Origin of the sequence: Streptomyces sp. SS7 (genome assembly GCF_037993025.1) — a bacterium.
Taxonomy (GTDB): Bacteria; Actinomycetota; Actinomycetes; order Streptomycetales; family Streptomycetaceae; genus Streptomyces.
In genome coordinates this window covers 934,313-946,312 of sequence record NZ_CP141223.1, presented here as the reverse complement: position 1 = coordinate 946,312, position 12,000 = coordinate 934,313, and the positions used below count along the sequence as shown (strand labels likewise).

Genomic DNA, 12,000 nt, shown 5'->3' with positions numbered 1-12,000 from the left:
AGGCCGCGTTGCACAGGGGGAATGTGATGTCTTCTCGGGACGTCGCCGTGGTCACGGGGTCGGGTTCCGGCCTCGGGGCCGCCGTCGCCCTGCGCCTCGCCGCCACCCATGACCTGGTGCTGACCCATCTGACCGAGGACTCCGGCCTGGTCAGGACCATCGAGCGGGTGAGGGCGGCGGGTGCGGACGTGGTCGCCACCGTGCCCGGGGACCTCACCCGCGAGGAGACCGTGGAACGGCTCGGGGAGGTCATGGCGCGGTGCCGGGAAAGACTCGACGTCCTGGTCTGCAATGCCGGCGCATACACATATGCGCCATGGCAGAAAACGACCTGGGAGGAGGTCAGATCGGCCGTCGATGTCAATCTCGTCGCGCATATCGCCTGCGCACGGGCCGCCACTCCGCATTTGGTGGCGCGCGGGTCTGGCCGGATCGTTGCCGTTTCCACCGTGCTCACCCGGATCGGACGCGTGGAACTCGCCCCCTACATCGCCGCGAAAGGCGGTCTCGAGGCATTCGTGCGTGCCCTGTCCCGTGAACTCGGCCCGTATGGGATTACAGTGAATTCCGTGAGACCGGGGCCGATCGAACTCGATGCGCGCCAGCGGTCCCATCCGGATTACCCGGCCTGGCGTGAACGGGAATTCGCCCGCCAATGCATCAAACGGCATGGGCGTCCCGAGGACGTGGCGGCGGCCGTGGCGTTCCTGGTTTCCCCGGAAGCCGGATTCATCACGGGCCAGAGCCTGACCGTCGACGGGGGCTGGGATCTCGACTGACCTGCCCCGCAGGCCGACGGAAGGACCACGACACGCATGGAACACAGCGCACACGGCCCCTCCACCCATGTCCTGCTGGTGCGGCACGCGCAGTCGCACGCCAGCGTGCGGAAGCTGCTCGCGGGCTCCCGCACCTGCCGCGGGCTCACCGAGCGGGGCCGGGACCAGGCCGCGCGCCTGACGGCCCGGCTGGCGGCGGAACGGCTGCGGCCGCACGCGCTGCTGACCAGTCCCGTCCGCAGGGCCCGTGAGACCGCCGACATCCTCGCCAGGGGGCTGCGCGTCGGGTCGCCGGACGTCGAACGCGAGGTACGGGAACTCGACTTCGGGGCTGCCGACGGTCTGTCCGTCGAGGAACACCTGCGCAGGCACGGCTCGTTCGACATGACGGCCGACCCCGACCGGCCCTTCGCGCCCGGCGGGGAGACCTGGAACCAGTTCCGGATCCGGGCCGGCCGTGCCGCCGACGCGCTGCTCGCCCGGCACCGGGGCGGCACCGCCCTCGTCGTCTGTCACGCCGGACTCATCGTCGCGGTGATGTCCGCACTGCTGGACAGGGTGCCGAAGACCCTGTTCACCGACACCAGCCCGGCGGCGACCTCGATCAACGAGTTCGTCCACGACGGCACCCGCTGGAGACTGGGGCGCTTCGACGACGCCCGGCACCTCGACGAGGCCTGACGGAACCCGACGGCGTCCGTCTCAACCCTCCTGCCGGGGCCCCCGCTTGCGCTCCATCATGTGCCGGCCCAGCGCCTTCTTCCGCTTCCAGTCCCGCAGCAGGTCCGCGCTCAGGCGCGCGTCGCTGCGGGCGGCGATCCGCTCGTTCTCCCGGACCAGCTTGTGGTAGTTCTCCAGCCGCCGCAGCGGCAGGGTCCCGTCCTCGGCAGCCGCGAGCACCGCGCAGCCCGGTTCCGCCCGGTGCGAGCAGTCCTGGAAGCGGCAGCCCCGGGCGAGGGCCTCGACATCGGTGAAGGCCTGCGCGAGCCCCCCGTCCGCGTCCCACAGCCCCACCCCGCGCAGCCCCGGGGTGTCGATGAGGACCCCGCCGCCCGGCAGCGGCAGCAGATCACGGGCCGTGGTCGTGTGCCGCCCCTTGCCGTCGCCGTCCCGGGTGGCGTCCACCCGCTGCGCATCCGTCCCGGTGAGCGCGTTGGCCAGGGTCGACTTCCCGGCACCGGACATGCCGAGCAGCGCGGCCGTGCCCTCGCGCAGGACGTCGGCGAGCAGGCCCATCCCCTGCCCGGTGGCCGCGCTGACCGGCAGCACCCGCGCCCCGGGGGCCACCCGTTCGGTGTCCTCCACGAGATACGACAGGGTCGTCGCGTCGGGCACCAGATCGGCCTTGGTCAGCACCACCACCGGCTCCCCGCCGCTCTCCCACGCCAGGGACAGGAACCGCTCGACGCGCCCGAGGTCCAGCTCGTCCGCCAGGGACACGGCGATCAGCACCCGGTCCACGTTGGCGGCCAGCACCTGGCCGTCGGACCGCCGCGAGGAGACCGCCCGGACGAACGCCGTACGCCGCGGCAGCACCGCCCGTACGACGTGCTGCTCCGCGTCGACCGTCACCCAGTCACCGGTGCAGAGCTGGGCCGTGGAATCCGCGGACACCGGCGACCCGGTCCCCGCGCGCACGCACACCGCCCGCCCGCTCCGGTCGACGGTCACCACCTCGCACGACCCGCGATCGACCCGTACCACCCGCCCGGGGCTCAGCCCCCGCCGCGCCTCCTGCGCGGCGAAGCCGGCCGCGACGGTGTCGCTCCAGCCGTACGGAAGGAGCGGGTGCGGGGTGCCGGGGGAGGAGGTCAAGCCACCAGTGTACCGGCCAACCCGTCCCGTGCGGCGGGGACTTGCCCGTCACGCGGACACGGTGACACCGGGCGCGGACAGCAGCGCAGTCGCCGCCCTGCGGTGCAGCTCGTCAACGGCCCTCAGCTGCCCCTCCGCGCGCTCCAGCAGCTCCCGCAGCCGCACGGGCTCCAGCCGCGGCTCCCGGGGGGAGGCGGCGAGCAGGGAGCGCCACAGCAGCGCCTTGCCCTGCACGCCCAGCCGCATGGCCTCGCACTCGACCAGGACCGCGAGGCCGGAGCGGCGCAGCAGCCGTCCGTTGGGCTTCAGCCGCCCGGCCTTCTCCCCGAGCCACGCGGCGTACACCTTGTGGTGCCGCACCGGGATCCCGAGGTCGGCCAGGACACCGAGCAGGGACCGCCGGTCCTGTGCGATCTCCGCCGCCAGCCGCCGCAGGTCCTCCGCGTAGGCCGGGTCGTCGTGCTCCCGGACCATGCGCCGGGCCAGCTCGGCGCCGGCCGTGGCGCCGGCCAGGTGGTCGTTGAGGTAGACGTCCAGGACCGTGCGCCGGTCCGGACCTCCTGCTGTCGCGCTCATGGTGTGCCTCCGGCCCCCGCGCCCCGTCGATGACGACCGGGTTCCCCGGCCGGGTGGCCGAGTACCCCCGGACGGTGGCCGTCAACGTCGCCGGGCGCGGTCGGACCGGCACGGTGGGCGACCGGCGGGTCAGCGCTCACCGCCGGCCGCGGCGCGGGTCGGTGCGCCCAGGGCCCAGAAGAGGACGCCGAGGAGCATGAAACCGGCCAGCGGCACGGCCTCGGTCAGCAGGTACTTCCAGCGTTCGGCGTGGGTCCAGCCGTCCGGGGCGTAGGCGGAGCCGAACCAGTGGTCGCCGAGGCCGGGGGCGATGAGCTGCACGCTCGCGAACAGGACGAGCAGGGTGAGCACCGCGCTGATCGTGCGGGGCAGGGGCGCCCGGTAGGGGCGGGGGGTGTCGGGGGCCTTGCGGCGCAGGACCGCGAGGGCCGGGAAGATGCCCAGGTAGCTGACGAGGGTGGTGGAGACGGCGAGGCCGAGGACCGCGCCGAAGAGCTTGGCCGCGCTGCCGCCGGTGAGCTGGTGGGCCAGGACCAGGACGACGGTGGAGACCAGCCCGCTGAGGATGTTGACCCGGACCGGGGTGCCGAACCGGCTGGAGATGACGCCGAGGAAGCGGGGCGCCGCGCCGTCGTAGCCGGAGACGGCGAGGGCGCGGTCGGAGCCCATGACCCAGGTGACGCCCGAGGACAGCACGGTGAGGATGAAGAGGATCGCGGCGAGATCCCCGAGCACGCTGCCCGCGCCGCTGAGCGTGGCGGTGCCGTCACCGGCGACGGAACCGCCGTAGACGGTGAAGACCTGGCGGATCGCGTCGATGAACCCGCCGAGGCCGGTGACCGCCTTGACCGGCAGGACGAGCAGGATGCCGAGGATCGGCAGCGCGTAGAGCAGGACGGCGAGGAGGGCGCTGCGGAAGATGGCGAAGGGCACGTCCCGCTGGGCGTCCGTCATCTCCTCGCCGGCGGTGTTCGGCAGCTCGAAGCCGACGTAGTTGAACATCAGGACGGGCACCAGGCCGACGAATCCGGCGTACGTCGGGGAGAAGTCGCCGAGCCCGAAGCCGTGCAGGCCGTGCCGGACGCCGTAGAGGACGACGGTGACGGTGAACAGCCCGAGCAGCACGAACCGGCTCCAGGCGCCGATGGTGGGGATCCACTTGCCGACGTCGAAGGAGAGGATCGCGGCGAGCACGCCCACCCAGACGAACGCGAGGGTGAAGACGTAGAAGGCCGGGGTGCTCAGGTCCTTGCCGTCGTGGAAGAACGTGGTGAAGGCGGTGACGGCGGACACCGACAGCGTGCCGCCGAGCCACACCGGATTGGTGATCCAGTACAGGAAGTTGTTGACGGCGCCCGCCAGCCGCCCGAAGGCCCGGCTGGTCCAGATGTAGGGGCCGCCCTCGTCGGGGAACGCGGCGCCCAGCTCGGCGATCAGCAGCGCGGACGGTACGAAGAACACCACGGCCAGCACGATCAGCCAGGTGAAGGCCTCGGCGCCGGAGGAGGCCACCGTGCCGATGGTGTCCACGCCGACGATGGTGCACAGGAGGAAGAAGAGGATGTCGAAGCGGCCGAAGTGCTTGCGCAGTTTCCGCCGCTCGGCCTGGGCTGCCGCCGGCACGCCGGCCGGCTCGGAGAGGATCTGGCCAGCGGCCACCGGAGGCTCCTGGATGCTCGTGGTACGGGCGGGATCCGGCCAATGATGAGCCGTCGTCCCAAATACCCACAAGCGTTCGAGCGCAAGTCTTGACGTTTACTTACACAGGCTCACGGACGAGGTCCCCGCAGCCACGTCGGCCTGGCTGCGGGGACCTCGTCGGAGTGTCGCGCGGGTGGGCCTCAGTGGCCCTCCGCGGGCGCCGGCCGTCTGTGCGCGGCCGTGGCGACGGGTTCCTTCCGGGGGGCCCGCTCCGGCAGGAGGACCCGTCCGACGACCACGGCGTAGAACAGCCCGGAGGCCATGACCAGGACGAAGTCCGGCGGGTACAGGGTGAGCATGCGCCAGGCTGCGGCGCCCACCCACAGGACGGCCGTACCGCCGTTCCAGACCCGGACGCCGATGGTCAGGCGCCGATGGGTGGTGCGGCCCGCGGACGCCGAGCCGGTGGGCCGCCAGGACTGGCGCCTGCCGCGGACGATGTCCCAGACGGCGAACAGATGCGCCCAGCCGTACAGCAGGCGTACGGCCCAGGCCTCGATCCGGTAGGGGCTCCGGTGCCACAACGGGAAGACCAGGAGGGTGTAGACGACGCTGGGCAGTACCAGCAGCAGATAGTCGACCTTGAGTTTCTCCGGTGTGGCCACCAGCAGGACGATCGGCAGCAGGGGCGCCACGAAGGTGAAGAGCGCCGTGTGGAGGTAGTAGAGGAAGCCGGAGAAGTAGCAGAGCCGGGTGGTGAGCCGGAGCCTGGTGCTCCAGAACTTCCTGCTGCCCAGCAGGCTCATGGATCCCGAGCACCAGCGGTACTGCTGGTGGTAGAAGGCGCTGACGTTGTCGGGGCAGTTGCCGGTGGCGAGGGGGATCGGCACGTAGCGCAGCTTCCAGCCCAGGCGCCCCAGGTCGAAGCCCGTGTGCACGTCCTCCGAGTGCTCGATCAGCGTCGTACCGCCGTTGGCCTCCAGGGCCGTCCGCCGGTACACCGCGCAGCTGCCCACGCAGATGGCGCCGCCGTGGCGCTGCCGGGACACCTGGACGGCGCGGTAGAACAGCTCCTGCACGGAGCCCGCGCCGCGCTCGATCCACGTCTGCCGCCGGGCCACGCGGAAGAACTGCGGCGACTGGACGATGCCGGTCGTCGGATCGTGGTCCATGTACGGCAGGAGTTCCTCCAGCAGATCCGCCCGCGGGGCGAAGTCGGCGTCGAGGATGAGGATGTACTCCTCGTCCGAGATGCCCAGGCCGTAGTGCAGGTTGCCCGCCTTCTTGAACCATCCCGGGTTGGGCCGGCTCCCGTACTCGAAGCCGAACTCCTTCGCCATGGCGGCGAGTTCGGCGGAGGCGGAGTCGTCGAGCACATAAGCGGTGGCCCTGCCGGGATAGCGCTCGGTGAGCCGGCGCACATACCGCCAGGTGTTCTCCAGGACGTCGGCGGGCTCGCCGCAGACCGGGAGGAAGACGGCGACCGTCGGATGGGTCGCGGGGCGCCAGGCGCGGACCAGATCGCGGTGGGCTTCCAGGTCGAAGTCGGGGGTGAAGCCGTTCACCCGCAGCGAGGCCAGGTAGTAGAGGATGCTGAAGACCAGGCACGGCAGCAGGACGGACAGCCAGGGCGTGGACTGGATCAGCCGGAACTGGCTCTGGACGAGGCAGCCCATGCTGATGATCGAGGCGCCGGTGAGCACCCAGAGACGGCGTCGGACGTAGGAGTACTTCTCCTGGTCGTCCGGAGGCCGGGGCAGCACGGTGCCGGGCTGCTGCCCGGATCGGGGAGTTATCCGCGGGACGGACTGTCGTCGGTCGGTCTCCAGCGTCAGGTCAAAGGAATCCAGGCTCAAGGCGTGCTCCTCGCCAGATGTGCTCCTTGAAGGGGGTCGGTCACCTCCAACCGATAGCCAGGCAGGGTGTGAGCCGCGCCTTCCGCTGGGCTGATTGCTGCACCGGTCGCTCGAAGGAAGGATGCGCCGGAGTGGCACCCGGCGGGGAGCGTGGCCGGACGGGGTCCGTGCGGGCCCGGGCGGGCGGCGGTACACCGTCTCTGCACTCGGGTGAACCTCGATCGGGACTCGGACGAATCGCGGTGACGGTGCATCACCTCTCAGCTGTCGTATCGTCATATTTGCCTTTGGTCCCCACTCCTCAGGAACCGGAGGCACCATGCCCCCCACGCATTCCCGCGCCCGCCGCGTCGCCTGGACCTCACTGGCCCTCGCGGCGGCGGTCGGCTTCCTCCCCGCGAACCCCGCGCACGCGGCCGGCTCCGGACCGGCCCCCAAGGCCAGGACGCCCGTGCAGACCTACGGCAGGCTCCATGTCTGCGGCACCCAGCTGTGCGGCCGGTCCGGCCGGCCCGTCCAGCTGCGCGGCATGAGCACCCACGGCACCCAGTGGTATCCGCAGTGCCTCACCGGTGCCGCGCTGGACGCCGTCGCCCAGGACTGGAAGGCGAGCGTGCTGCGGGTCTCCACGTACGCCCGCGAAGGCGCCTACCGCAACGATCCGAAGAAGTACACCGAACTGGCGAGCCGGCTCGTCGACATGGCGAGCGCCCGCGGCATGTACGTCATCGTCGACTGGCACACCATCCACCCGGGCGATCCGCACGAGGACCTCGACAACGCCCGCGCGTTCTTCACGGCGATCGCCGAGAAGCACAAGGGCAAGGACAACGTCCTCTACGAGATCGCCAACGAGCCCCACGGGGTGAGCTGGTCGACCATCAAGGACTACGCCGCGAAGATCATGCCGGTGATCCGCTCCCGTGCCCCCCACAGCGTCATCCTCGTCCCGACGCGCGGCTGGTCCACGCTCGGCGCCGCCGAGGCGACCAACGAGAAGATCATCATCGCCGACCCCGTACGCGACAAGAACGTGATGTACACGTACCACTTCTATGCGACGGCCGGACGGGAGCAGTTCCTGAAGCTTCTCGACCGCGCCTCGGACAAGCTGCCCGTCTTCGTCAGCGAGTGGGCGGTCGCCTCCTGGAACGGCTGGGGCACCGACTACCCGATGGCCCAGAAGTTCGTCGACCTCATGGCCAGGAAGAAGATCAGCTGGACGAACTGGAGCCTCTCCGACAACCAGAAGGACCTGTCGGTGTTCAAGAAGGGCGCGTGCAGCACGGGCAGGTTCGGCACCGCCTCGCTCTCGCCCAACGGCGTCTGGGTCCGTGACCGGATCAGAGGCTGAGGCAGTCCTGCCGACGGGTCCCCGAGCCGCACCGACCCGGCTCCGGGGACCCGTGGGCGTCAGCCGTGGAAGGTGATGTAGCCGTTGCCGTCCGCGTCGTTCGCGCGCTTGGTGTAGGAGTGGACGTCGGCCCGTGAGCCGTTCGGCTTCACGAGGTAGATGGTGTCCTTGTCGTTGTTCCAGATGAAGTTGCAGTTCTGGCGGTAGACGACGTTGCCGGCGTCGGAGTCGGTGCCGCGGCCGCCCCGCAGCTTGACGTAGTCGCCCGGCTCGAGCCGGTGGCCGGCGGGGAAGGTGAACGTGTTGCCCGTGGCGTCCTTGACGACGTACCCCCGCAGATCGACCGTCGCGGTCCGCGAGTAGTTCTTGATCGTCAGGTACTCGTCCTTGGTGTTGCCGCCGGAGCAGCGGTTCGAGTCCGCGCCGGGCGCGTCGTACTGCACGCCCTTGAGTTTCACTGCGGACGTGTACTCGGTGGCCCCGGCCGGACCGGCGGTCGACACGGCGAGCGCGCCCGCCAGGGACGCGGCGGCCAGAACGTGACGCATGCGCGTGGGCATGAGGAATCCCCCCTCAAAGGTGCGATTGGAGCGACTGGAGCATACCGAATGTGATCGAGGTATGTGCTCTGTGTGTTCATTCCGTGAAGAACGGTAGGCGCCGGACCTGATGCTCCGGGCTTTCCGTTGCGCATTGCGCGTTCGGAATCAGTCATACGCAACTCGAAGTCGCTTGTTGAATCGTCATCCGCCAACCCCTTGACGCCCGTCCGTGAGGCGGCCAGGGTGTTCCACCACAAGCAATTCGATGCGCGATGCGCAACACGGTGCCATCCATCTCGGCCGCAGCACTGGTTCCGCGGCTGAACGCCGAAAAGAGGTCGATCGTGACCCCCACACAGACCGAGGCACCCCGGCGACGGGGTGCGCCCGAGGACGCCGACGGCGCTCCGGTGATATCCGTGCGCAATCTGTGGAAGGTGTTCGGGCCGAAGGCCGAGCGGGTGCCGGGTGACGCGGAGCTGTGCGGCCTGACCCGGCGTGAGCTGATGGACCGCACCGGGTGTACGGCCGCGGTGCGTGAGGTGAATTTCGACGTCCGTCGCGGCGAGGTGTTCGTGGTGATGGGTTTGTCGGGTTCGGGCAAGTCGACGTTGGTGCGGTGTCTGACGCGGCTGATCGAGCCGACGTCGGGTGAGCTTTTGTTCGAGGGGCAGGACATCCGGCAGGCGGACGCGGCGCGGTTGCGGGAGTTGCGGCGGCGGAAGTTCTCGATGGTGTTCCAGCATTTCGGGTTGTTGCCGCATCGGCGGGTGGTGGACAACGTGGCGTTCGGTCTGGAGATCCGGGGGATGGGCCGGGCGGAGCGGACGCGGCGGGCGCTGGAGGTGGTGGAGCTGGTGGGGCTGGCGGGTTATGAGAACTCGTATCCGGACCAGCTGTCGGGCGGTATGCAGCAGCGGGTGGGGCTGGCGCGTGCGCTGGCGGGGGATCCGGACGTGCTGTTCTTCGACGAGCCGTTCTCGGCGCTGGATCCGTTGATCCGGCGGGACATGCAGAACGAGGTGATCCGGCTGCATCACGAGGTCGGCAAGACGATGGTGTTCATCACGCACGACCTGTCGGAGGCGTTGAAGCTGGGGGACCGGATCCTGATCATGCGGGACGGGAAGATGGTCCAGTGCGGTACGGGGGACGAGCTGGTGGGGGCTCCGGCGGACGACTATGTGCGGGAGTTCGTGAAGGACGTGCCGCGCGGTGATGTGCTGACGTTGCGGTGGATCATGCGGGCGCCGGTGGACGGTGACGCTCTGGACGGGCCGGAGCTGGGTCCGGACGTGGTGGTGCGGGAGGCGACGCGGGCGGTGCTCGCGGCGGAGAAGCCGGTGAAGGTCGTCGAGGACGGCAAGCTGCTCGGGATCGTGGGGGACGAGGAGATCCTCGCGGTCGTCGCGGGGCAGGAAGGCGGCAGGTGATGACCGTCGCCATCGAGAAACCCCGCAAGACCGTGTCCCCGGGCCCGGCCGCTCCGGCCAGGAGCGCGTTCAAGGTCAGCCGGCCCGTGGTGCTGGGTGTGATCCTGGCGGTCTGGCTGCTGCTCTTCGTGGTGCTGCGGGGCAGGCAGACCCTGACCCTGGCGGCCGCCGATCTGACGGGTCTGCACCGCTGGTTCAACGACGTCAACGATTCCATCGGCGCGAACCGCAATTCCAGTCCGCTGTTCCTGTACTTCTTCAACGAGATCCGGCTGGTGATCGACGGCCTGGTGACCTTCGTCCGGGATCTGATCTCCCAGCCGTCCGGTGTGCGGCCGGTGCCCCAGATCGGGTGGCTGGGGGTCGTGGGCGTCGCCGGGTACGTCTCGTGGGCGGTGGGGAACTGGCGGGTGGCGCTGCTGGCGGTGGCCGGGTTCACGTTCATGGGGCTGCAGGGGCTGTGGCAGCAGAGCATGGACACCCTGGCGCTGACCCTCTCGGCGGTCCTGGTGGCGCTGCTGTTCGCGATCCCGCTGGGGGTGTGGGCAGGACTGTCCGACCGGTTCAACCGGGTCGTGACGCCGTTCCTGGACTTCATGCAGACGATGCCGACCTTCGTCTACCTGGCCCCGCTGACCCTGTTCTTCCTGATCGGCGGCGCTTCCGCGGCCATCGCGACACTCATCTACGCCGCGCCCCCGGCGATCCGCATCACCGCGCACGCCATCCGCTCCGTGCCGACGACGACGGTCGAGGCGGCCGACTCCCTGGGCGCCACCCGCCGGCAGGCCCTGCTGAAGGTCCTGCTCCCGATGTCCAAGCGGACCGTGGTGATGGGCGTCAACCAGACCATCATGGCCGCGCTCGCCATGGTCACGATCGCGGCGCTGATCGACGCTCCGGGTCTGGGCAAGACGGTGGTGCAGGCGCTGCAGTCGCTGGATGTGGGTACGGCGTTCAACGCGGGCCTGGCGATCGTGGTGATGGCGATCGTGCTGGACCGGGTGACGACCGCGGCCAGCGCCCGTGAGGAGAGCGCCCGGAACGCGAAGAACCGCTTCCTGAAGTGGCGCAAGCACCTCCTCGGCGCGGGTGCGGCGATCACGGCGATCCTCGTCTACCTGTCGCACACCTACCTCTGGGCGGCCGAGTTCCCCGGCGAGGGCAGCCTCGGCAGTTCGATCGCGAGCGCGGCCGACTCCGCGACCACCTGGGCGCAGGACGACCTGTCCGGTCTGACGAACGCCTTCCGGGACGCGATCACCAATGGTCTGCTCAATCCGTTCCAGACGCTGCTGACCGATTCGCCGTGGTGGGTGGTGGCCGGGGTGCTGGTCGCCCTCGCGGTCGTGCTCGGCGGGTGGCGGTCCGGGGTCACCACGGTGGTGTGCGTGGGCCTGCTGGTGGGGACGGGCATGTGGTCGGACGCGATGACCACCCTGGCCTCGACCGTGGTGGCGACGGTGCTCGTGATGGTGCTGGGGATCGTCTTCGGGGTGTGGATGGGGCGCAGCCGGATGGTGGACCGGGTGCTGCGGCCGACTCTGGACGCGGCGCAGGTCATGCCGCCGTTCGTCTATCTGGTGCCGTTCCTGGCACTGTTCGGTGCGACCCGGTTCACCGCGATCGTCGCCGCCCTCGTCTACGCCGCGCCGGTCGCGATGAAGATCATCGCGGATGGGGTGCGGGCGGTGCCGGAGGCGACGGTGGAGGCGGCGACCTCGGCCGGGTGCAACACCTGGCAGATCATCACCAAGGTTCAACTGCCGATGTCACGCAGTGCTCTGACTCTCGCGACGAATCAGGGTCTGATCTACGTGCTGTCGATGGTTGTGGTGGGCGGCCTGGTGGGGGCGGGTGCCCTCGGCTACGACGTCGTGGCCGGTTTCTCGCAGGGCCAGCTGTACGGGAAGGGTCTGGCGGCGGGTCTCGCCATCGTCCTTCTCGGCGTCATGTTCGACCGGATCACTCAGGCAGCGGCGCGGCGTACCAGCGCGTAAGGAG

10 protein-coding genes are annotated in these 12,000 nt (G+C 70.1%); 5 read left to right on the top strand and 5 right to left on the bottom strand.

Going from position 1 to position 12,000, the window contains the following annotated elements; genetic code table 11:
* The first annotated feature begins 26 nt into the window (after nt 1-26).
* Nucleotides 27-779, top strand: a complete 753-nt coding sequence (locus U5640_RS04315; RefSeq protein WP_340374467.1) for an SDR family oxidoreductase — start codon at nt 27-29, stop codon at nt 777-779.
* A 36-nt stretch (nt 780-815) separates the two neighbouring features.
* Nucleotides 816-1,460, top strand: coding sequence for a histidine phosphatase family protein (locus U5640_RS04310; protein WP_340374466.1), 645 nt, complete (start codon nt 816-818; stop codon nt 1,458-1,460).
* Nucleotides 1,461-1,481: 21 nt separating this feature from the next.
* Here U5640_RS04310 and rsgA read toward each other — a convergent pair whose 3' ends face one another.
* From rsgA to U5640_RS04290, 4 genes are all read right to left on the bottom strand, one after another.
* A complete protein-coding gene (rsgA, locus tag U5640_RS04305) occupies nt 1,482-2,594 on the bottom strand; it encodes a ribosome small subunit-dependent GTPase A (RefSeq protein ID WP_340374465.1) in 1,113 nt (370 codons plus the stop codon).
* Nucleotides 2,595-2,642: 48 nt separating this feature from the next.
* A complete protein-coding gene (locus tag U5640_RS04300) occupies nt 2,643-3,170 on the bottom strand; it encodes a hypothetical protein (RefSeq protein ID WP_340374464.1) in 528 nt (175 codons plus the stop codon).
* Between the two features lie 129 nt (nt 3,171-3,299).
* Nucleotides 3,300-4,829, bottom strand: coding sequence for an APC family permease (locus U5640_RS04295; RefSeq protein ID WP_340374463.1), 1,530 nt, complete (start codon nt 4,827-4,829; stop codon nt 3,300-3,302).
* Nucleotides 4,830-5,011: 182 nt separating this feature from the next.
* The gene (locus U5640_RS04290; RefSeq protein ID WP_340384922.1) at nt 5,012-6,487 is read right to left on the bottom strand and encodes a glycosyltransferase family 2 protein; all 1,476 of its coding nucleotides are present in this window, start codon (nt 6,485-6,487) and stop codon (nt 5,012-5,014) included.
* Between the two features lie 499 nt (nt 6,488-6,986).
* On the opposite strand from U5640_RS04290, the gene U5640_RS04285 reads away from it, so the two are divergent.
* A complete protein-coding gene (locus tag U5640_RS04285; protein WP_340374462.1) occupies nt 6,987-8,021 on the top strand; it encodes a glycoside hydrolase family 5 protein in 1,035 nt (344 codons plus the stop codon).
* A 59-nt stretch (nt 8,022-8,080) separates the two neighbouring features.
* Here U5640_RS04285 and U5640_RS04280 read toward each other — a convergent pair whose 3' ends face one another.
* Nucleotides 8,081-8,569 carry a lamin tail domain-containing protein gene (locus U5640_RS04280; RefSeq protein ID WP_340374461.1) on the bottom strand — a complete coding sequence of 163 codons (489 nt, stop codon included), beginning with the start codon at nt 8,567-8,569 and terminating at the stop codon, nt 8,081-8,083.
* A gap of 338 nt (nt 8,570-8,907) precedes the next feature.
* Between U5640_RS04280 and U5640_RS04275 the strand changes: the two genes are divergently transcribed.
* Both U5640_RS04275 and U5640_RS04270 read left to right on the top strand, forming a co-directional pair.
* Complete coding sequence (locus tag U5640_RS04275; RefSeq protein ID WP_340374460.1) at nt 8,908-9,996, top strand: glycine betaine/L-proline ABC transporter ATP-binding protein; 1,089 nt, start codon at nt 8,908-8,910, stop codon at nt 9,994-9,996.
* On the top strand, nt 9,996-11,996 hold the full coding sequence (locus U5640_RS04270; protein WP_340374459.1) for an ABC transporter permease subunit: 2,001 nt from the start codon (nt 9,996-9,998) through the stop codon (nt 11,994-11,996). Before U5640_RS04275 ends, U5640_RS04270 begins: the two co-directional genes overlap by 1 nt.
* Nucleotides 11,997-12,000: the final 4 nt, after the last annotated feature.

Bases quoted from the DNA above. Each gene is read 5' to 3' on its own strand.
- U5640_RS04315 (WP_340374467.1), top strand. From the start codon at position 27: ATGTCTTCTCGGGACGTCGCCGTGGTCACGGGGTCGGGTTCCGGCCTC.
- U5640_RS04300 (WP_340374464.1), bottom strand. From the start codon at position 3,170: ATGAGCGCGACAGCAGGAGGTCCGGACCGGCGCACGGTCCTGGACGTC.
- U5640_RS04310 (WP_340374466.1), top strand. From the start codon at position 816: ATGGAACACAGCGCACACGGCCCCTCCACCCATGTCCTGCTGGTGCGG.
- U5640_RS04270 (WP_340374459.1), top strand. From the start codon at position 9,996: ATGACCGTCGCCATCGAGAAACCCCGCAAGACCGTGTCCCCGGGCCCG.
- U5640_RS04280 (WP_340374461.1), bottom strand. From the start codon at position 8,569: ATGCGTCACGTTCTGGCCGCCGCGTCCCTGGCGGGCGCGCTCGCCGTG.
- U5640_RS04290 (WP_340384922.1), bottom strand. From the start codon at position 6,487: ATGGGCTGCCTCGTCCAGAGCCAGTTCCGGCTGATCCAGTCCACGCCC.
- U5640_RS04285 (WP_340374462.1), top strand. From the start codon at position 6,987: ATGCCCCCCACGCATTCCCGCGCCCGCCGCGTCGCCTGGACCTCACTG.